15 protein-coding genes, 1 tRNA gene and 1 pseudogene are annotated in these 20,474 nt (G+C 46.1%); 13 read left to right on the forward strand and 4 right to left on the reverse strand.

Features of this window, described 5'->3' with window-relative positions; translation table 11 throughout:
* The first annotated feature begins 269 nt into the window (after positions 1-269).
* From FTO70_RS02595 to FTO70_RS02610, 4 genes are all read left to right on the forward strand, one after another.
* Positions 270-1,052: an isopentenyl phosphate kinase gene (locus tag FTO70_RS02595; RefSeq protein ID WP_255334138.1), complete on the forward strand. Its 783-nt coding sequence runs from the start codon at positions 270-272 to the stop codon at positions 1,050-1,052.
* 2 nt (positions 1,053-1,054) lie between these two features.
* Positions 1,055-2,152 carry a type 2 isopentenyl-diphosphate Delta-isomerase gene (gene fni, locus FTO70_RS02600; RefSeq protein WP_255334139.1) on the forward strand — a complete coding sequence of 366 codons (1,098 nt, stop codon included), beginning with the start codon at positions 1,055-1,057 and terminating at the stop codon, positions 2,150-2,152.
* Between the two features lie 1,193 nt (positions 2,153-3,345).
* Positions 3,346-4,689 (forward strand): RNase J family beta-CASP ribonuclease, encoded by a 1,344-nt coding sequence (locus FTO70_RS02605; RefSeq protein ID WP_255334140.1) that lies wholly within the window; start codon positions 3,346-3,348, stop codon positions 4,687-4,689.
* A gap of 38 nt (positions 4,690-4,727) precedes the next feature.
* Positions 4,728-5,693: a polyprenyl synthetase family protein gene (locus tag FTO70_RS02610; protein ID WP_255334141.1), complete on the forward strand. Its 966-nt coding sequence runs from the start codon at positions 4,728-4,730 to the stop codon at positions 5,691-5,693.
* An 843-nt stretch (positions 5,694-6,536) separates the two neighbouring features.
* Here the strand turns inward: FTO70_RS02610 and ppdK are convergent.
* Positions 6,537-9,194 (reverse strand): pyruvate, phosphate dikinase, encoded by a 2,658-nt coding sequence (gene ppdK, locus FTO70_RS02615; protein ID WP_255334142.1) that lies wholly within the window; start codon positions 9,192-9,194, stop codon positions 6,537-6,539.
* Between the two features lie 393 nt (positions 9,195-9,587).
* Here ppdK and FTO70_RS02620 point away from each other — a divergent pair, with 393 nt between their 5' ends.
* The 6 genes from FTO70_RS02620 to FTO70_RS02645 all read left to right on the forward strand — a co-directional run bounded on the left by FTO70_RS02620 (position 9,588) and on the right by FTO70_RS02645 (position 15,338).
* Complete coding sequence (locus FTO70_RS02620) at positions 9,588-10,916, forward strand: DNA adenine methylase (RefSeq protein ID WP_255334143.1); 1,329 nt, start codon at positions 9,588-9,590, stop codon at positions 10,914-10,916.
* Positions 10,917-11,462: 546 nt separating this feature from the next.
* Complete coding sequence (locus FTO70_RS02625) at positions 11,463-11,723, forward strand: Gar1/Naf1 family protein (RefSeq protein ID WP_255334144.1); 261 nt, start codon at positions 11,463-11,465, stop codon at positions 11,721-11,723.
* A 197-nt stretch (positions 11,724-11,920) separates the two neighbouring features.
* Positions 11,921-12,934 carry a transcription initiation factor IIB gene (locus tag FTO70_RS02630; RefSeq protein WP_255334145.1) on the forward strand — a complete coding sequence of 338 codons (1,014 nt, stop codon included), beginning with the start codon at positions 11,921-11,923 and terminating at the stop codon, positions 12,932-12,934.
* 196 nt (positions 12,935-13,130) lie between these two features.
* Positions 13,131-13,784: a LysE family transporter gene (locus FTO70_RS02635; protein WP_255334146.1), complete on the forward strand. Its 654-nt coding sequence runs from the start codon at positions 13,131-13,133 to the stop codon at positions 13,782-13,784.
* 148 nt (positions 13,785-13,932) lie between these two features.
* A complete protein-coding gene (locus tag FTO70_RS02640; RefSeq protein WP_255334320.1) occupies positions 13,933-14,943 on the forward strand; it encodes a class I SAM-dependent methyltransferase family protein in 1,011 nt (336 codons plus the stop codon).
* A gap of 323 nt (positions 14,944-15,266) precedes the next feature.
* A tRNA-Thr gene (locus FTO70_RS02645) sits at positions 15,267-15,338 on the forward strand.
* Positions 15,339-15,441: 103 nt separating this feature from the next.
* Here FTO70_RS02645 and FTO70_RS02650 read toward each other — a convergent pair.
* Positions 15,442-15,558, reverse strand: a pseudogene (locus tag FTO70_RS02650) (IS5/IS1182 family transposase); the annotation flags it as partial.
* A gap of 624 nt (positions 15,559-16,182) precedes the next feature.
* Between FTO70_RS02650 and FTO70_RS02655 the strand changes: the two are divergent.
* Entirely contained in the window at positions 16,183-16,647 is a 465-nt protein-coding gene (locus FTO70_RS02655) for an NUDIX domain-containing protein (RefSeq protein ID WP_255334147.1), read from the forward strand.
* A gap of 160 nt (positions 16,648-16,807) precedes the next feature.
* Here FTO70_RS02655 and FTO70_RS02660 read toward each other — a convergent pair whose 3' ends face one another.
* The gene (locus FTO70_RS02660) at positions 16,808-16,975 is read right to left on the reverse strand and encodes a hypothetical protein (RefSeq protein WP_255334148.1); all 168 of its coding nucleotides are present in this window, start codon (positions 16,973-16,975) and stop codon (positions 16,808-16,810) included.
* Between the two features lie 431 nt (positions 16,976-17,406).
* Here FTO70_RS02660 and FTO70_RS02665 point away from each other — a divergent pair, with 431 nt between their 5' ends.
* Positions 17,407-18,261: an AIM24 family protein gene (locus tag FTO70_RS02665; protein WP_255334149.1), complete on the forward strand. Its 855-nt coding sequence runs from the start codon at positions 17,407-17,409 to the stop codon at positions 18,259-18,261.
* A gap of 108 nt (positions 18,262-18,369) precedes the next feature.
* On the opposite strand, the gene FTO70_RS02670 is transcribed toward FTO70_RS02665, so the two are convergent.
* Complete coding sequence (locus tag FTO70_RS02670) at positions 18,370-19,239, reverse strand: hypothetical protein (protein ID WP_255334150.1); 870 nt, start codon at positions 19,237-19,239, stop codon at positions 18,370-18,372.
* Positions 19,240-19,620: 381 nt separating this feature from the next.
* On the opposite strand from FTO70_RS02670, the gene FTO70_RS02675 reads away from it, so the two are divergent.
* Positions 19,621-20,412, forward strand: coding sequence for a winged helix-turn-helix domain-containing protein (locus FTO70_RS02675; protein ID WP_255334151.1), 792 nt, complete (start codon positions 19,621-19,623; stop codon positions 20,410-20,412).
* Positions 20,413-20,474 lie beyond the last annotated feature (62 nt).

Genomic DNA, 20,474 nt, shown 5'->3' on the forward strand with positions numbered 1-20,474 from the left:
AATGGCTTTCTTAATGTTCCTCTAAACAACTCCGTAGCTCCCTAAATAGCTCCCCGGTTGACTCCGTAGCTCCTGAATATCTCTCCAATACCTCTCCAATACTCTCCAGTAGCACTCTAAATACTCCTTGAATGGCTCAGGGCTCTCTATTGGAAGCACCTGGTTTTTCTATAGGGGCCAGTTCCGGGAGTTCATTCCGGAAATTTATTCATGATTATTCTTTCAGAATTGGAATTGCAATCGATTTAAAAAAAGACAAGTGATAAGGCATGAACACATCAACCGAAACGGTTATCCTGAAACTGGGCGGCAGCGTCATTACCGACAAGGGCGCGGATGAAGGTGTAGTAAGGGAAGCAGATCTCCTTCGGATTGCCCGGGAAGTTTCGGGGTACCGGGGAAAAATGATCGTTGTCCATGGGGCCGGTTCCTTCGGGCATACCTACGCCAAAAAATACGGGCTTGACCGGCAGTTTGACCCTGAAGGGGCTATTGTTACTCACGAGTCCGTAAAAAAACTTGCAGCCACTGTGGTAAACTCCCTGAACCGTTTCGGGGTAAGGGCTATAGCAGTACATCCCATGGGCTGTACGGTTTGTAAAAACGGGCGGATTGAGAGCATGTACCTTGACAACATAAAACTCATGCTCGAGAAGGGCTTTGTCCCGGTGCTGCACGGGGACGTTGTAATGGACACTGAGCTTGGGGCCTGCATTCTCTCGGGAGACCAGATCGTGCCCTACCTTGCAAAGAAACTGGGCGTCACCAGGCTGGGACTGGGCTCGGCTGAGGACGGAGTTCTGGATAAGGATGGAAAGCCTGTGCCGGAGATAACGCCTGGAAACTTTGAGGAGTTCAGGGGCTGCATCGGGGCTTCGGGCAACACCGACGTTACTGGTGGCATGCTCGGGAAGGTCCGGGAACTTCTCGATCTTAGCAAAACGTCATGTATTACTTCATATATATTCAATGCAGGAAAAGCGGATAATGTACATCGGTTCTTAAGTGGGGAACCCATAGGGACCAGGATCAGTCCGGACAAAGGGAATTAAGCATGATCAATACCACCTCAAAGCGAAAGATCGAACACCTTAAACTGTGCGCTGAAAGCCACGTGGAGGCCCGGAACGTCAGTGCGGGCTTTGAGGACGTGACCCTGATCCACAGGGCGCTTCCCGAGCTCAACATGGATGAGCTTGACCTCTCGGTGGAGTTCCTGGGAAAACGCCTTCAAGCTCCCTTTTTGATCGCGTCAATTACCGGCGGGCACCCGGACACCGTCCCCGTAAATGCTGCCCTTGCGGCTGCAGCCGAGGAGCTGGGGGTCGGGATAGGGGTCGGCAGCCAGAGGGCTGCAATCGATGACCCTGTACAGGAAGCGTCTTTCAGAGTTGTCCGGGACGAGGCCCCACACGCCTTTGTTTACGGGAATGTGGGTGCGGCCCAGATCCGGGAGTACGGTGTCGAAGGGGTGGAAAAGCTTATTGAAATGATCGATGCCGACGCCATTGCCATTCATCTTAACTTTTTACAGGAAGCCATCCAGCCCGAAGGGGACAGGGATGCCTCAGGCTGCCTGGATATGATTGCCGAGATCTGTCCTCTTCTGGACGTTCCCGTGATCGTCAAGGAAACAGGGGCAGGGATCTCCCGGGAAGATGCCCTCCTCCTCCAGAAAGCCGGGGTTTCGGCCATTGATGTGGGAGGTGCGGGAGGCACGAGCTGGGCCGGAGTTGAGGTCTACAGGGCCCGGGAACGCGAGGACTCACTTTCGGAGCACCTGGGTGAACTTTTCTGGGACTTCGGGATCCCCACCGTTGCCAGCATAATCGAGTCCAGGGTTTCCCTCCCGACCATAGCAACAGGAGGGGTCAGGACAGGACTGGACATCGCAAAATCCATTGCTCTCGGAGCCAGTGCGGCAAGTTCGGCCCTTCCTTTTGTCGGGCCTGCCCTTGAGGGCAAAACAGCCGTTGCCGGAGTCCTTTCCCGCATGCTGGCCGAGTTCAGGGCTGCAATGTTCCTCTGCGGGTGTGGCTCCATCCGGGACCTGCACAATGCGCCCGTGGTTATAACTGGCTGGACCCTGGAGTATTTGACCCAGCGCGGTTTCAATGTAAAAGACTATGCCGTGCCGCAGGATATTGTATAAACACTTCTGGGAAACATTTGAAGAATAAACATTTCAGGAATATAATTCCTGTTTACCTTTCCATATCATCTTATATTATTACCTTATAATAAGGTCCTGTAATAAGCTTGTAACAGGCTTCAAAGAAGAATCTTATATATATCAAAAGTGGGTTCCTGTTATATGGAACCAGGGAAAAGATAATTAGCTTATTATCCCTTAGAGGTTAGGGTACAGATAATCAGTCTTTATTATGCTCATTTGAGGTCTCGAAGCATTTCAAATGTCATTTGAGGTCTTGAAATCACTCTCATACCAGTTCGGTTAGACTATCGGAAATCGGTCTAATATCGGTTCCAGTTAGCTCAGGAATCGTTTTCGTAGAACCGGTTGAATAGAAAATTGAATGAATAAAGGAACCATTGGAATAAGGAATTGTTTCAGTAAGGAATTGTTTCAGTAAGGAATTGTTCCATTAAGGAATTGTTCCATTAAGGAATTGTTTCAATAAGGAATTGTTGAATAGAATTAGTCAATTGAATGAAAGACCATTGGAATAAGGAATTATTTCCTGGCCTGACAAGTTGAATTTAAGGAATTTATTTCCTTAGAAGTTTGCTGGATAGAGAATCAGTCCATAGTAGATTGATGGATAAGGAATTACATTAAATCAAAGATCGGTTTAAAGTCAGTTGAAAACAGAAACCTGACCCGTAATTCAGCCAGTACGTTAAAATCGGACCCTTGGTGGAATCATTCCAGGCAGAGAAGGTAAGAGCCGGGATAGATGGCTCGGAAATAGTGCCGGAGTTGCCGGAATCCGGTAAGGAACCCGGATGAAGGATGGGAATCTGAGTAGAGGACAGGATGGAAGTTTTCCCGAAAACTCCCGAAAGGTACTGAAATATTTGTATAATGAAACAAATATATATTATAAGTGATGTAGTCCGTCTCAGGACTATTAACTGAAAATATAAGTGCCGGGGAAGTTTTTTTGCAGGCTCGAGTCTGCAGAGGCTGATTTTGAGGCTGATTCTATATTCACATCTAATATATATTCAGATATATATCCACATTCATGGTCATTGCTTCATGGTCTTTCCCGGAATCGTTTTCTGAGATTCCGGGCTCACTCTCATAAGTATTTAAAGGAATTCCCATTGAGGAACCAGAATCAAAATAAGAATCAAGGAATTAAATAGAGGTTTTAGGACATGACTGAAATAGGAATTGTTGCAGTCGGCGGTTACAACGAAATGGGCCGCAACATGACTGCCGTAATTATTGGTGAAGATATTATCATTCTGGATATGGGGCTTCGGCTTGACAGGGTCCAGATTCATGAGGATGTTGAAATCGATAAGATGCACTCCCTCGAACTTATCGAGATGGGTGCGATCCCTGATGACACCATCATGAAGGAGATCAACGGGACAGTCCGGGCAATCGTCTGTACCCACGGGCACCTTGACCACGTAGGTGCAATCTCAAAGCTTGCCCACAGGTATAACGCTCCGATTCTGGCCACCCCGTACACAACGGCCATCATCAAGCAGCAGATCGAAGCTGAGCGCAAGTTTGAGGTCTGCAACAGGGTGATCCCTCTCAACGCAGGCGGGACTTACCAGGTCACGGAAGATGTTTCAATCGAGTTCATTCGCGTCCAGCACAGCATCATAGACTGTGTTGTTGCAGCTATCCACACCCCTGCAGGTGCGGTCCTCTATGCCTGTGACTTTAAGCTGGACAGGACTCCTACCATGGGCGAGGCCCCGGACTTCGAACGCCTTAAATCCCTGGGAAAAGAAGGGGTTATTGCAATGATTACGGAGAGCACGAATGCCGGGCGTTCCGGAAAGACCCCTTCGGAGCAGATTGCAAAGGACATGGTCCGGGATGTGCTGCTCGGGACCGAGGAGTCGGATGTAGGGATGATCGTTACGACTTTTGCCTCCCACATTGCCAGGCTTAAAGCGATCATTGAGGCTGCAGAAGAGATGGGCAGGGTCCCTGTGCTCATGGGCCGTTCAATGGAACGCTATGTAGGGGCTGCCAGGGACGTTGGCTACCTTGAGCTGCCGTCCAATGTGGAGGTCTACGGGCTCAGGAAGGATATTGACAGGGCTTTTAGGCGTATCATGCAGGAAGGCAAGGACAAGTACCTCCCAATCGTTACCGGGCACCAGGGAGAACCGGGTTCCATCCTTGTGCGGATTGCAAACGGGGAAACTCCTTATGCAATTGAGCCGGGAGACAGGGTTATTTTCTCTGCAAACGTGATCCCCAGCCCCATGACCCAGGCCAACCGCTATGCGCTTGAGACCAAGCTCAGGATGCGGGGCGCCAGGATTTATGACAATGTACACGTTTCCGGACATGCATACAGGGAAGACCACTGGGAGCTTCTGCGTATGGTCAATCCGGAACATGTGATCCCTGCCCACGGCGATATGGAGATGCACGGCCATTACATCGAGATGGCGGAAGATGCGGGGTATGTGCTTGGAGATACGGTACACCTTCTCCGAAACGGTGAAGTGTTATATATCGAAGAGTAATTGTATAAGGAGCAATATTCCGTATTCTTGTGATGTTTATGACGCTGATTGATGAGATCAAAAAAAGAAGTGTCCATGTGGATGCCGCCATTGCCGAAATGCTTCCCGTAACCCACCCCGAGGAGCTTTATAAGGCCTCCCGCTATCTTGTGGACGCCGGGGGAAAGCGTCTTCGCCCCGCAGTCCTTATTCTGGCAGCGGAAGCCGTCGGTTCCGACCTCAAATCTGTTTTGCCTGCAGCGGTGGCCGTGGAACTTGTACATAACTTCACTCTGATCCATGACGACATCATGGACAAGGATGACGTCCGCCGGGGGATGCCTGCAGTCCATGTGAAGTGGGGTGAAGCAGGTGCAATCCTTGCCGGAGATACCCTTTACTCCAAGGCTTTTGAGATCCTCTCCAGAATCGATAACGAACCCGAGAGAATTTTGAAATGCATGGACGTCCTTTCGAAGACCTGTACCGAGATCTGCGAAGGCCAGTGGCTCGATATGGACTTTGAAAGACGGGACACTGTGAAGGATTCCGAATACCTGGAGATGGTTGAAAAGAAGACCTCTGTCCTCTACGCAGCCGCTGCCAAGATCGGGGCTCTCCTGGGCGGGGCTTCTGATGAAGTTGCTGAGGCTTTGTCCGAGTACGGGCGCCTGATCGGAATTGGTTTCCAGATGTACGACGATGTCCTGGACATGATCACACCCCAGGAAGTGCTCGGGAAAGTAAGGGGTAGCGACCTTATGGAAGGGAAATATACCCTTATCGTAATCGATGCTTTCAAAAAAGGTGTGAAACTTGACATCTTCGGAAAGGGTGAAGCTACCCTGGAAGAAACCGAAGCCGCCTTACAGATACTTACCGAATGCGGGTCCATCGATTATGTGAAGGGCCTTGCAATTTCCTACATCGAACAGGGAAAGGCAAAACTGGATGTCCTGGCAGACTGTCCTGAAAAAGATCTCCTCCTCCAGATTGCCGACTACATGATTTCAAGGAACCATTGATTGCCTCTATTTGAGGCATTTCTTTTTTCTTTGCCAGCAGAGTTGCGCCAGCAGAGTTGCGGCTCTGCAGTACGCGGTCCGTTTCGGCCGAGTTTCGCATCGGCAGCACGAAGTCCGTTTCGCTTCGCTCAAGCGGACTTATTATTTTGTTTCAAGAGGGTTAAAATTTGGATCTGACTTTCCGCAGATGTTCTCAAAAAAATAACATTTTTCCTGCTATCGTTTATGGATAATTTCTCAACAATCTACAATAATTATCTCAACTGAATCTCCGGGGAGCGGGTTTTAGAAGCCTTCAATAAAGTTAAAGGTCGAAAAGTGTAGGACATTTCAAAAACAAACGTTTGAATAACCTAGGACTTACGCAGTTGAATTGAAAACCACGAGCGGAAAAGACTTAACTGTATAAACCCAAATAATGTTGACGAGTCCTCATGTGCCTGATTTTACATTTCAAGTGCGTAAGTCCTATAACCAAAGAAATTTTCAGAAAAAACGATAGCGGAAAAAATTATGAAAATCGAAGAGACATCTGCGGAAAGTAGGTTGGATTTGAGCGTTCGGATAAATTCTGACTTAAATCTCCAGTCAGTTTTCGAATTTAAGGCTTGAAGTGGGGATTTACGCTTGAAATGGAGACTTGCAGTAGTATTTGCTGTAATTTCCTAATTTTTTTGGAAATTTTCAGGATTTTGGGCACTGATTTTTTCTTTTTGTGCAAGTTTTTTCCGGGTTGGTGCCTGTTTATCCGCTGCGCTCAGAGGAAGCCGATTTTTTAAAAAAAGAGAGGTTGTGGCAGGATGAAAATCCTGCCTGTTTTTTTGAATTTCTGAATTTCCAGGTTCAGATTTTGTTTGCGTTTCTGGATGCAAGGGTGCTCTGGGCGGCTACGAGTCTTGCGATTGGGACTCTGTAGGGAGAGCAGCTTACATAGTTGAGGCCGATACTGTGGGCGAAGAGGATTGACTTCGGTTCGCCGCCGTGTTCTCCGCAGATTCCCATCTTGAGGTCGGGTTTGGCGGAGCGGCCTTTTTGGATTCCGATTTTCATGATCTCGCCTACGCCTTCCTGGTCCAGGACTGCGAAGGGGTCGTGTTCAAGGATACCTGCCTTCTGGTAGATGGGTACGAACTTGGATACGTCGTCCCGGCTGAACCCGAAGGTGGTCTGGGTCAGGTCGTTTGTCCCGAAGGAGAAGAAGTCGGCTTCCTGGGCAATTTTGTCCGCGATGATTGCAGCTCTCGGCAGTTCGATCATTGTCCCTACCTTGTAGTCGATCTTTGTGCCTTTTTCTGCCATTACCGCTTCTGCCATCTTGCAGACTTCCTCCCTGGTGAGGGAGAGTTCCTTTACGAGGCCCACGAGTGGGATCATGATCTCAGGGGCGATTTCCATTCCCTCAGCTGCAAGTTCGCAGGCAGCTTCCATGATTGCCCGCACCTGCATGTCGTAGATTTCCGGGTAGGTAATCCCGAGCCTGCAGCCCCTGTGCCCGAGCATGGGGTTGAGCTCCTTAAGTGAGACCACCCGCTGGATGACCTTCTTTACCTCATCGATCTTCCCGCAGTCCCCTGATGCTTCAAGTTCCCTGAGTTTCTCGTCAAGTTCTTCCTTGTCCGGAAGGAACTCGTGGAGAGGCGGGTCAAGCAGCCTGATGGTAACAGGAAGGCCTTCCATTGAGCGGAAAATTCCGAGGAAGTCTTCTTTCTGCATGGGGAGCAGTCTCTTAAGGGCTTTCTTCCGGGCCTTTTCGTCTTCGGCCATGATCATTTCCCTGACTGCAGGAATCCTGTCTTCTCCGAAGAACATGTGCTCGGTCCTGCAAAGCCCGATCCCTTCTGCGCCAAGTTCGCGGGCAAGGCTTGCATCGGCCGGGTTGTCGGCGTTTGTCCTGACTCCCAGGGTCCGGATTTCATCGGCCCAGGTGAGAAGGTTCTTCAGGTCGTCGCTGATCTCGGCGTCAATCAGTTCCACGGAGCCGAGGACCACGCCTCCCGTGCTCCCGTCAATGGTGAGGTAGTCATGCTCTTTAATCGTGTAACCGTTTACCATGAAGAGGGCATGTTTTGAATCAATTGAGATTTCTCCACAGCCTACCACACAGGGTTTGCCCATGCCTCTCCCGACTACGGCAGCGTGAGATGTCATTCCGCCGCGGACGGTCAGGACACCCTGGGCAGCAGCCATTCCGCCGATGTCTTCAGGGGAAGTTTCGGTCCTGACAAGGATGGTTTTTTCGCCCCTCTCAGCCATTTCTTCGGCAGCTTCGGCAGTAAACACGACTTTCCCGACAGCTGCTCCCGGAGATGCCGGAAGCCCGCGAGCGATTACTTCGAGTTTGGCTTCAGGGTCAATCCTCGGGTGAAGGAGCAGGTCGATGTGTTCGGCCTGGACCCTTGTGACTGCGGTTTCCCTGTCAATCAGCCCTTCTTCGACCATGTCCGTTGCGATTTTCACGGCTGCGGCAGCTGTGCGCTTTCCGGTCCTGGTCTGCAGCATGTAGAGTTTTCCTTCCTGGATTGTAAACTCAATATCCTGCATGTCCTTGAAGTGGGCTTCGAGTCTCTGGCAGATGTCTACGAGCTGGGTGTAGGCTTCGGGAATCTTTTCCCCAAGAGTATTAATAAAGTCCGGGGTCCGGATCCCGGCAACCACGTCTTCGCCCTGGGCATTGATGAGGTATTCTCCGAAGAACTTCTTTTCTCCGGTAGACGGGTTCCTTGTGAAAGCCACTCCGGTCCCGGAGGTGTTTCCCATGTTTCCGTAAACCATGCTCTGGACATTTACGGCCGTACCCCAGCTGTCATCAATGGAGTTGAGCTTCCTGTAGGTGATGGCCCTTGGGTTATTCCATGAGTCAAAAACAGCGTCAATTGCCATCTGAAGCTGGACTTTCGGGTCCTGGGGGAACTCAAACCCTTTCTCGAGCTTGATAAGTTCCTTGAACCTTTCAGCCAGCTCTTTTAAGGCCTGTGCGTCCAGTTCTGTGTCGGATTTTATTTTCAGTTCCTTTTTCTTGTCCTCGATCAATGAGTCGAATTTCCGGAATTCTACACCGAGCACCACGTCCCCGAACATGGCGATAAACCTTCGGTAGCAGTCATAAGCGAACCGTTCATCGTTAACCTTATTGGTAAGTCCGATGACGGATTCATCCGTGAGCCCAAGGTTCAGGACAGTGTCCATCATCCCCGGCATGGACACCCTGGCTCCGGAACGGACCGAGACCAGCAAGGGGTCTTCAGGATCTCCCAGCTTTTTGCCGATTATGTTTTCCAGCTTCTCGATTGACTCGTCGACCTGTTTTAACACTTCTTCCGGGTACTTTTCCTGTTTAAGGTAAAGTACACAGACTTCGGTTGTTATTGTAAAGCCAGGCGGCACGGGAACACCAAGATTTGCCATTTCGGCAAGGTTTGCGCCCTTTCCTCCAAGCAGGTCTTTCATACTACTTTTGCCATCAGTTACATCCTTTCCAAAAAAATATACGAATTTGGACAATGAATCTCCTCCCTGGAACGAGATCATTAATCGGAGTTAATATCTGGATAATACCAAACCTTTGGTTTGGTTGTTGCCAACAATGTCTATTTCATATATAAGCTTGTGGTTTCCCCTCCTGTATATTTTAACACATGGCTTACAAAATTATATACAATTTATAACGGAAGTGAAACTAATAAAATCTCTATTTTATGGACATTCCCGGCCCCTATCCGAAATGCGTATCTATAGTTATTTATGTAAAGAATTTCGCTTTATATCATAACCATATATTCTATACCCAGAGCGTTATTCCCTGCCCCGAGCCTCTGTCCTGAAGCCCCAGCAGGGTTCCTTTCCCCAGAACAGGAAAATAATTTAACTGTTCACTGATTATTAATCATTAGAATCGTGGGTTTTGAAATGAATTCTTCTCCGATAAGATTAGGTGATTTTTTTGAAAGTGAAAATATCAATACTACTCCAAAAAATACCACCTCAAGAAATACCACCTCAAAAAATACCACCTCAAGAAATACCACCTCAAGAAATACCACCTCAAGAAATACCACCTCAAGAAATACCACCTCAAGAAATACCACCTCAAGAAATACCACCTCAAGAAATACCACCTCAAGAAATATCACTCCAAAAAATACCACTCCAGAAAATATCACTCCAGAAAATATCACTCCAGAAAATATCACTCCAAAAAAAGATTGTATTTTTTCTACCAGATATCGGGGTAGTAAACAAAAGATTCTGGATTGGATCTGGGATGAAATAAAAGATTTAGACTTCCATACATTTTTAGATGCTATGGGGGGAACCGGTTCTGTTGCTTACAAAGCCAAAAAAGAAGGGAAAAAAGTAACTTACAATGATAAATTAAAATTTAACTTCTTCACCGGATTTGCACTTATCGAAAATGACAGTGTAATATTAAATGAATCCGATGTTAGTTTTTTGCTGGAAAAACACGATACTCTGAGATACCCAACTTTTGTTCAGGACACTTTCAATGAAACATATTTTACGGATGAAGAAAATGCCTGGATTGATATGGTTATTTCCAATATCAATCTGCTGGGAAATAAATATAAAAAAGCTATTGCAATGCATTGCTTATTTCAAGCCTGTATTATTAAGAGGCCTTATAATTTATTCCACCGGAAAAACCTGTATCTCAGACTTAATGATGTGAAGAGAAGTTTTGGAAACAAGGTTACCTGGGACAAGCCCTTCAATGAACATTTCTCTAAATTTGTTAAAGAGGTAAATAATTGCATTTTTTCTAATGGAGAAAAATGTAACGCTCTGAATTATGATGTTTTTGACATCCCCGGAAGCTATGACCTTGTATACATTGACACCCCTTATCTTCCAGAAAAAGGTGAAATTATAGATTACAGAGATGCATATCATTTTTTAGAAGGATTAGCTGGATATGAATGCTGGCCAGGTATGGTTGATGCTGAGAGAAAACACAAACCTCTGATAAGAGAATATTGTGTCTGGAATGATGTAAAGAAAATTAATATTGCGTTTGATAAACTATTTGATAAATTCAAGGACAGCATTATAGTCGTATCTTATAGAAGTGATGGAATTCCTTCGGAAGAACAGCTGGTTCAGTTGTTAAAGAAGTACAAAAAAAATGTAAGGGAAGTAAAAGCTACAGATTTTAAATATGTTTTGAGCAAAAAAGAGTCTAAAGAGCTATTATTTATTGCCTATTAATTCTTCAAAGCAAACTTATACTCACGATTTAACTGTTGCCTGGCAGTCAATAATCGTTCGTATCATAGATAGTATCACAGGTAGTATTCAGGTTAACCTGGATCACAGTTTAATCTGGATCGCAGTTTTAAGGAGTATCATTTCTTCCAAATCAAGTATATACGGTACACTTGGGCTGAATTGGAGCAAATTCTTTTTATTATTTTTTCTATTGAAGAGGGTCCCTCTATCGAATGTGCCGGTAAAACTTACTCATATATATACTAATGTATATCTTCGCAATAATCTTTTTACTTTTGGATGTGTTGGGACATTGCTTTTTTAAAAAATATAGACATTTTTGGATTTTTTGTTTGTAAGGGCCTGTTAATCCTCATTTTTTTCAGTTCTTTCAAATATAGGTCTTGCGATATGTTTATATATGATTAATGTGAACTATATATGCTTTTCAGTCTACGTTATTTATACTTATTGAGGCTGGCAGTTAGATTCGCTTGTGGCATGGGATATATGGTTCCCGTGCCTTGAAATATATTTGTGGCTAATATGAAACGACTCGGTACCGTGCTGCACAGGTCAGGTAGCAAAAACCTGATTATCAGAGGGGATGAGATTAAATCCGACAATGCCTCAGGTAACCCTCCAAGGTTTAACTCGGTTGTTGTGGACAAGGCTCTGAAACGGATTGGGACGATTATCAGTGTCTTTGGACCAGTGAATCATCCATATTTTTTAGTGAAGGGCTTCAAGCAGATTCCTGATTCTGAATTTCGGGATCTGGTCAATGAAAGGGTCTATGTTCGGTGAGATATCTGATATTCGATCCCGGTTTATTTTATTTGTCCGGATCAAACCTTAAACAGTATATTTACTTTTCGCTGGATATGGTTGTAGATCTCTTGTCCCATTTTTTTATACAACTCCTGTCATTTAATGCGGCGCAGGATCGGAGTTACAGACACTCAGAAAACATATGGTCATGTTAACTTATAAGGTGATATGAAATGGTAGAAGTCGAAAGAGTTCGCTATTCGGACACTCTTGAAAGAGAAAAAATACGTGCCATGATCAAAGCTCGCAAGGAGAAACAAAAGGAGCAAAGTTTTGAGAAAGAAAAGGCCGTGTGTCCGGAATGCGGAAGCAGGAACCTGGTGCACGACTACGAGCGGGCTGAACTCGTGTGCGGGGACTGCGGACTTGTCGTCGATGCCGACTTTGTTGATGAAGGGCCCGAATGGCGAGCTTTCGATCACGATCAGCGCATGAAGCGTTCCCGTGTGGGAGCGCCCATGACCTATACAATCCACGACAAAGGGCTTTCCACGATGATTGACTGGAGAAACAGAGACTCCTACGGAAAGTCCATCTCCTCCAAAAACCGTGCTCAGTTATATCGTTTAAGAAAATGGCAGAGGAGAATCCGTGTAAGCAACGCAACGGAAAGAAACCTTGCGTTCGCCCTGTCCGAACTGGACCGGATGGCTTCGGCTCTGGGTCTTCCCAGGACTGTCAGGGAAACCGCAGCCGTCGTCTACAGGAAAGCTGTGGACAAAAACCTGATCCGTGGGCGGAGCATTGAAGGCGTGGCAGCAGCAGCACTTTATGCCGCCTGCCGCCAGTGCAGTGTCCCGAGGACCCTTGATGAGATCGAAGAAGTGTCAAGGGTGAGCCGGAAGGAAATCGGAAGGACTTACAGGTTCATTTCCAGAGAACTTGCCTTAAAGCTCATGCCGACTTCCCCGATCGACTATGTCCCGAGGTTCTGCTCAGGCCTGAACCTCAAAGGAGAAGTCCAGTCCAAGAGCGTCGAAATCCTCAGGCAGGCTTCCGAAAAAGAGCTCACAAGCGGAAGGGGCCCCACAGGCGTTGCCGCCGCTGCGATTTATATCGCTTCCATTCTCTGCGGTGAGCGGAGGACCCAGCGGGAAGTCGCAGATGTTGCAGGGGTCACGGAAGTTACCATCCGGAACAGGTATAAAGAGCTTGCAGAAGAACTGGATATCGAGATTATCCTCTAAAGGGTTTTCTTCATTATCCATTTTTTAATTCTTTATTGTATCATCCCCTTTAGCTGTGCGGATTGGTACAACCGCCGGGACATGTAAGGTTACAGCCGCAAGTTTATTGCTCAGCCCTCTTCTTCATACATCTTTTCAGTAACTGCTTCATTTTTAAAAAAAAAATATATATTTATAAAAAATTTTTAGATCAATGATGCTGGCAATTGAAATATCCAAAGCTCTTATCCTGGGTTTCACTGTCGGGCTGACCGGAGCCCTTGTCCCGGGCCCCATGCTTTTTGCAACTATAGAGACTTCCCTCAAAAAAGGGTGGCTTGCCGGCCCGGAAGTGGTCATCGGGCACATGCTTATCGAGCTTGTGCTCTGCGTGCTTATCCTCTTTGGGGCAGCCTCGCTTGTCGGGAGCGGCACTATTTCTGCGGTCTCCCTTCTCGGAGGGCTTGCTCTGGTGGTCTTCGGGCTGCTTACGGTAAAGGGCGCAAAGGCAGCCTCTTCCTCAGGCATGTCTTCAAATAAGGGCGGCATGAACCTTACGTCCAGCCCGGCTGCAGCAGGCCTTATCACTTCGGTTTCAAATCCCTATTTCTGGATCTGGTGGCTCACTGCAGGCAGTGCGCTCGTACTTAGGGAATATGAACTCGGTATTATTGTTGCAGTTTCCTACGTAATCGGGCACTGGCTGGCTGACCTGAGCTGGTTCACTGCCGTATCGGGCTCTTTCAGTCGGGGGAAGTCCCTGCTGTCTCAAAAAGCGCATGAAATAATCATGTATGCCTGCGGGATCTTTTTAGTGTTTTTCGGAGTCTGGTTTGCTATCAACTATAATAACCCTGTCCTTTTTTCCTGATGAAAATATTTTTTCTTCTTCCCCTCCTCATTCTTTTTTTCCGGAGGATGTTTTTCAGGTTCAGGTGTTTCCGCTTGAGCCGCTCCGGGAAGGTTTATAATAAAAGTGCGAATAGATGTGCGAATAGATGTCAGAAGGTCGAAGTCCCATGAAACGGCAGTGCGTAAAAGTCCCCAAAAAGAAAGGAGAGCCTGTAAGGCGAGTGCTCCTTGAGCTTGATCTCCTTGACAATTCCATGAAAATCGGTTCGGATGAAACTTTTCTTTATCTCCCCCTTTTCAGGGAACCCGCACCCCATGAACTGGAGGCGCTCTCTGAGGAGGCAGAACTTTCGGATTTCGATTTTACGCCCCAGGAAAAGAAGCCCACCCCGGAAGACCTCCTGGGCTTTTCCCCGAGTTATGAGATCATCGGGGACATAGCTCTTCTTGAAGACCCCGAACTGGAGCAGGAAACCGCTTCAAGAATTGCAGACGCCCTGCTTAAGACCCAGCCGAATGTCAAGACAGTGCTGAGACCCCTGACTCCTGTTATCGGGGAATTCCGGGTAAGGGAATTTGAAGTGGTAGCAGGCGAGCCGAGGACCGAGACGGTCCACAAAGAATACGGCTGCCGCTACAAGGTTGACCTTGCGCGGGCATACTTCACCCCCCGCCTCTCCACCGAACGCTCGCGGATCCTCTCCATGGTCCGGGAAGGGGACACAATCGTTGACATGTTTGCCGGGGTCGGCCCCTACAGCGTCCTCCTTGCAAAGAGCAAAAAGCCTGCAAGGGTTATTGCAATCGATAAGAACCCGGATGCAGTCCGCTACCTGAGGGAAAACATCACTCTTAATTCCGTGAAAAATATCGAGGCAATCGAAGGCGACGCAAGGGAAGAAGCCCTGAGGTTTGCAGGCACTGCCGACCATGTTATCATGAACCTCCCCCATAACGCCTGCGAGTTCCTGGACTCTGCCGTCCTCCTCACAAAACCCGGAGGGATCATCCACTACTACGGGATTACTCCGGAAGATGACCTCTTTGAGGGTTCAATAAAACTTATCCGGGAGGCTGCTGAAAGGGTGGGCCGGGAAATTGAGGTGCTCGAGAAAAGGACTGTGAGGTCGTATGCTCCGCACCAGTATAATATATGTATTGAGGTGCGGGTGATTTAAGTCCCGCTTCCGGAACAAATCCTTTTTTTGATGTGTAAAAAAGAAAATGTTTAAACATTTAAACCCGCTTAAATCCCTGTACAAAACTCATTTCCAATTCATCTAGGAGTTCGATTCGGATGTCCACCTTTACCTATATCATAATCGCTTTATCCGTTTTGATCACTGCCCTGTTCGTATGGTTCTTCCTCAAATATTACAGAAAAACAGGGAGGTGAGCTACCGGCTTTTCTCTTTTCCTTCCAGGGGAAACAATTCCCTTTCAGGCGAAATAGTTAAATCCTTGATCGTTATTTTAAGTCTGCTTATTCTCTGACCTGTGCGCCGTCGTGGCTTAGCGGTATAGCGGCTGATTCGTAATCAGCAGGCCGAGGGTTCAAGTCCCTCCGGCGGCTTTATTCTTTTTTGGTTCAAAGCCTACTTTCAGGAACTGTGAAGAAATGGAAGTAGTCATCTATAATCATCTAAACACTAAGAGGCTGTCTGAATATTCATTTTTCAGTTGTTTAAAGGTTCGATCTTAGCCAGTCTTTTGCTCATGATATGGATCATAGCAGCATAAATAAAGGCTTGACTGGACTCTGCCAACTATTCATAATCTTTGCTCACCTGCTTAATTTCTGTGAATTTCTCTCTAAAAAAGGAACTGCTCTTGGGAAAGAAACTTGCCTTGGGAAGGGAAGTTTTTTGCCAGGATCTTCCGGGAGATCTGCCGGCCCCTCGGTCCGGTCAGGCCTTGAGCTTGTAAACTCATTTTCATGCCTCTTGCTGTCGTTTGCTGGTTCCCGGTTTTTGGGTCTGCGTTTGTCAGTAACATATTCTATTGATTTTCAGGTTTTGATAGATTTTCTATAAAAAAGATTCAGGCAACAGCATAAATAAAATAAGTAAAATTACTCGAATCTTCTTAGAGCCTATCCGAAAAGTCAGCAATAAATACTTAAAAGTCACAGATATCGGGTAGCCATCCGGTTTTGTATTGCATATTATGAAAGTTAGCAGGCAACCACTTTTTGGATAGGCTCTAAATTACATAGATATATGTTTTTCAGAGTCCAGTTTCGTAGGAATTCGCGTTCGAATCGCACATCTCGCATCAAAAAAAGACATACTTTCCGCCAAGGGGAAGGTATGTCTTTTCCCATTTGGATATACATGGTATAATGTTGGAAGTTATTGCATAATGCAGATAAACAGAAATTTGCCAGTGAGATTATTATATAATCGGGAGAGCAGCTTATGGGTCAATTGATAAGAAATTCTGCAAAAGCTTTGATAATTAAAAACGGTAAGATGCTTGCAATAAAATTGCAGGAGAATGGTGAAGTTTGGTATATCATGCCTGGCGGAGGGCAGGAAACAGAGGAACTGCTCCCTGATGCCGCTTGTCGTGAGGTTTCCGAAGAATTGGGAATCAGTGTTACTCCGAAAGAACTGGTTTTTGCTGTTGAAGGTGTTCATGGTGAGAGGTTTCATCGAGTGGATTTAGTTTTCCTGTGTGAATATGTCGCCGAGATTCCCAACACAGCCTTACACGGTGACACGAATCAAATTGGATCTGATTGGTTGGATATAAAAACGCTCAATACTCAGCCTCTGTATCCTTCAAAGCTGCGTAGGCAGATTATGAACCTTTATGAGGGAAAACCGCACAAAGTATATTTGGGAAATGAAGAAGCGGGGGATCCGGAATGTTTAGAATAGATACTTATTTTAAAGAGCTGATCGACTTAGAGCCTATCCGAAAAGTGTTGTGACCTACTGTAACTTATCATTAGCAATATGCAAAACCAGAAGGGATGCCATGATATTATAGACCTGTTGTAACTTTTCGACTTGCATTACCGACTTTTCGGATAGGCTCTTAGTACCCGCGTATTTCCTGCCTACTTGCAGCTATTGCTCCAAATAATAATGCTATAAAAATTGAATCGCGAAATGTTGAGAATGTCAAATTTTTTGTTTTTGAAAAATATACAATTGCTGTTGCAAATGTTATTATAAATATAAAGACTCCCAACATTACATTCATCTTGATTCAATATGTTAAACATATAAATTAAAGTTTTTATGAAGCTCCTTTCCTAATTACCTGGATGTTAGGCAGAACTTTTCCGGAAAGATCCTGGAAGGCCTTGTCTTGGTGGAGCCTTGAAGGTTCATTCCTTGCAGCTGCTTTTCTGGATCCGGGAGATCTGCCGGCCCCTCTGGTCGGTCAGGCCTCAAGCTTGAAAACTTCTTTTCATATATCAGGCTGTTGTTTGATGGTTCTCGGTTTTTACGGCCGGGATGCCTGTGAGATCCGGCTTGAAGCTTCCCTTTACCAGTCCTCTTAGCCCGCCTTAACTAGTCAAAATTTTTTCTACCAAGTTATTAATATATTTAAAAAGGTAGATATACTTATTCTAACGAATATTATATAAGTTCTGTATTGAACAAAGTGTATATTTTAATAATGTAAAAATGGTGATTCGTATAGCGATCGAGCAGCAATTTTATGACAACATCAATGTGCTGGAATGCATTGAGAAAGACGGAATAAAAATCGAGATTCTGGAGTATAAGAGCCTCAGGGGGCTTCGGGACGTCTGCTTTGCCGAAAATCTGTATTATCTGGAAAAAGCCGGAATGAGCCTCAAGCAGGTGAAAGTTACCCTGAGGAACAGTTCTATAACTACCGAGAGGGGAGCCCTGTACTTCCACAAGGGCCGCATCACTGCAGAGTGCGAGACCGGCAGTGTTAGCGGGCTTGCCAAGAAGCTGATTAAGAACAAATTGACCAACGAGTCTGCATTCACTCCTACATACTCGGGTACCGGGGAGGTATTCCTTGAGCCCAGTTTCAGCCACTTTATCCTGCTAGATCTGGACAACGATGCTATTATCGTTGACAAGGGGATGTTTTACTGCTGCGAAAGCGGGGTCAATGTGGAAGTTGCGGTCCAGAAGAACCTTTCCTCAGGGCTCTTCGGAGGCGAAGGATGGTTCCAGACCAAAATCAGCGGGACAGGTCTCTGCGTGCTTGCAATCCCCGTGCCTCCGGCCGAGGTCCTGAAGTACGAACTCAACAATGAAAGGATGCAGGTAGATGGGAACTTTGTGTTCCTCAGGTCGGCTTCAGTCAATTTCACGGTAGAGAGGTCTGCAAAGAACCTGGTCGGAAACCTTACCAGCGGAGAAGGTGCCCTCCAGACCTTTGAGGGCACGGGCATTGTCTGGATGGCCCCGACCCAGTTCGTATACGGAGCCCTCTCAAGTTGCTATTACCCGCCTGTCACAGCAACGAAAAGCAAAAGCAGCAGTAGCAGCGACGACTGATTCTTTTTCCGATTCTTCCGGCATTTGATCCGGAAAAAAGGTGGGGAGTTCTGGATGTAAAATTGAAGGATGTCTCCACTTCACTTCTCTTTTTTCTTCATTACTTCATCAAAATTCCCCCATGTCTGTCCATCCCAGCTCCTTCATCTTTCCGGCGTCTTTTTCCCTTACTTTTGCCACGTAAAAATACCCGCCGCAGGTGTAGTAGAGATCACATGCCTCAAGCCTTTTGACATCGATTACCTCTATATGATATAAGCTCCCGTAGTACGCGATGATCAGTTCGGCCTGGGTGGGGGCTTTGATAAACTGGATATTTCCTTCGGCATACCACTGGTCCCAGGGAGTCGATTCGTTCTCAGGTTCCCTGTATTTAAGTTCTACGAGAGGTTCTTCTCCAGCTTCTCCATTTTGTGCTTCACCTTCTGTCTCTCTTTCTGTTTCTCCTTCTGTTTCTCCTTCTGTCTCTTCTTCTGTTTCTCCTTCTGTGTCCCCAGGATAGGTAGAAAGTGCGTACTCTCGAAGATCAACCAGTGCCGCATCGATTTCCTGCAGGCCTTCGGGCATGTATTCGGAATAGTATGGGTCCACGGTTACTTTTTTTGTCAGATCCTTCTGAATCAGGCTGATTTCAAGGACTCCGGCGTCTGCGACTATCGGCTGCCCTTCCTGTCTTATGTATGATTTTTCCATCTCAAGAAAGCCGTTTTTTTCAAAAAGGTCGATGAGATCATCAAAAGAGCTTTCATTGAGCGGTTTTTCATAAGTTTTCAGGAAGTTTCCGTTCCTGTCTGATGTCGTGAAGATGACTGTAGTACGGTTTACGGTAAGTTCCTGTACCTCTATTTCCTGGTTTATGAAACCGCCGTAGGTTTTGTGGGTTATAGTGGCGTCTTCTGAAATCCCTGCTTCCTTTTCCGAACATCCAGCTCCCACAGTCAGGAGCAGTATAAGTAAAATAAGAGTTATTTTTTTCATTTCTGCCCTCCCTGCTAGCCCTTTCAAAGAAGTTTTTTATAATATCTATCGTCTTCCCATATCGTCTTTCCGTAACGTGGCTTTTTTGTTCAGGAAGCTGATTTCTTTTCCTAAGTGCTGGTTTTTTTGAATCAAAACTGGGCATCTTTAGCGCTGGAAGCTTAAGTTTTTCTGGAACCCGGCCCGGGTGGTGGGGTTGTTGCCTTTACCTTTAATTTTTAATGTGTCTCTATTTTATTTTTTCACATTTATATTTGATATCATCGATAATATTTATATCTATTAACTAATGATTATATGATCAATATATTCTTCTGAGACCAATAAATAAATGATCCTTTATGACAGCAGGGTTCAATTTACCGGAGAGGATGATATAAGATGAGGTTGCAGCTCGTCAATCTTCTTCTTTTTTCCGACAAAAGGAAGAATTTTTTATTGTTGCTGGCGGAAGGCCCTAAAAGTATTGGTGAGGCGCTTATTGAGCTTCAGGTTCCTCGAATTTCTTTTCTTCCTCAGGTCAAAAAGTTAAAAGAGGAGGGGATAATAGTTCAGGACGGGGATATGTATCGCCTGTCCCTTATTGGGGAAATTCTGGTTAATAAGGCGCGGCCTCTTGTTGATGCGGCAGGTGTTTTTGAGAGTGATGAGTTTTTCTGGAGCCAGCGGAAGCTTGATGTGGTTCCGTTTCACCTTTTAAAACGTATTGGGGAACTAAAAGGCTGCTGCCCTGTCGAACCGGGAATTACTCATGGATTTGACTCATTTCCGGATATTGTAGAAAATTTTTCCGAACCTGCAGAAGTTATGATGCTTTTTTCATATTTTCATCCCCATATACCATCTTTCCTTTTGTCCGTGGCAAAGAAGGGGGTTGAATTAAAGCTTGTCTTTCTCAGGGTGGTTTTTGAGAGGTTCGCAAAGGATTTCCACAATGAAGCGGAGCAAATCCTTAAGCAGGAAAATTCCTCTGTTTTCGTACTGGATGCATCAGCTCAGGAGACTCCTGCACTTATTGCGGTTTCTGACCACACTCTGATCCTCGGGCTTTTTAATAAGAAAGGCAGGTTTGATGGGCAGTACCTCAAAGGCTCCGAGCCCTCAGCCCTGTACTGGGGAAAAGAACTTTTTGATCATTATATGGGTGAGGCAACGGAAATCTCTTCCATGTAGTCATTTCTCTAAAAAAGTCGGAATTTCGAATTTTTGTATTTTTTCCGGTTTGTAATTCTTCT

Source organism: Methanosarcina sp. KYL-1 (genome assembly GCF_024372725.1).
In the GTDB taxonomy this organism is placed as follows: domain Archaea; phylum Halobacteriota; class Methanosarcinia; order Methanosarcinales; family Methanosarcinaceae; genus Methanosarcina.

Bases quoted from the DNA above. Each gene is read 5' to 3' on its own strand.
- FTO70_RS02640 (WP_255334320.1), top strand. From the start codon at position 13,933: ATGAAACGGCAGTGCGTAAAAGTCCCCAAAAAGAAAGGAGAGCCTGTA.
- FTO70_RS02630 (WP_255334145.1), top strand. From the start codon at position 11,921: ATGGTAGAAGTCGAAAGAGTTCGCTATTCGGACACTCTTGAAAGAGAA.
- FTO70_RS02595 (WP_255334138.1), top strand. From the start codon at position 270: ATGAACACATCAACCGAAACGGTTATCCTGAAACTGGGCGGCAGCGTC.
- FTO70_RS02625 (WP_255334144.1), top strand. From the start codon at position 11,463: ATGAAACGACTCGGTACCGTGCTGCACAGGTCAGGTAGCAAAAACCTG.
- FTO70_RS02635 (WP_255334146.1), top strand. From the start codon at position 13,131: ATGCTGGCAATTGAAATATCCAAAGCTCTTATCCTGGGTTTCACTGTC.
- FTO70_RS02665 (WP_255334149.1), top strand. From the start codon at position 17,407: ATGGTGATTCGTATAGCGATCGAGCAGCAATTTTATGACAACATCAAT.
- FTO70_RS02675 (WP_255334151.1), top strand. From the start codon at position 19,621: ATGAGGTTGCAGCTCGTCAATCTTCTTCTTTTTTCCGACAAAAGGAAG.
- FTO70_RS02610 (WP_255334141.1), top strand. From the start codon at position 4,728: ATGACGCTGATTGATGAGATCAAAAAAAGAAGTGTCCATGTGGATGCC.
- fni (WP_255334139.1), top strand. From the start codon at position 1,055: ATGATCAATACCACCTCAAAGCGAAAGATCGAACACCTTAAACTGTGC.
- FTO70_RS02655 (WP_255334147.1), top strand. From the start codon at position 16,183: ATGGGTCAATTGATAAGAAATTCTGCAAAAGCTTTGATAATTAAAAAC.
- FTO70_RS02660 (WP_255334148.1), bottom strand. From the start codon at position 16,975: ATGAATGTAATGTTGGGAGTCTTTATATTTATAATAACATTTGCAACA.
- FTO70_RS02670 (WP_255334150.1), bottom strand. From the start codon at position 19,239: ATGAAAAAAATAACTCTTATTTTACTTATACTGCTCCTGACTGTGGGA.
- FTO70_RS02605 (WP_255334140.1), top strand. From the start codon at position 3,346: ATGACTGAAATAGGAATTGTTGCAGTCGGCGGTTACAACGAAATGGGC.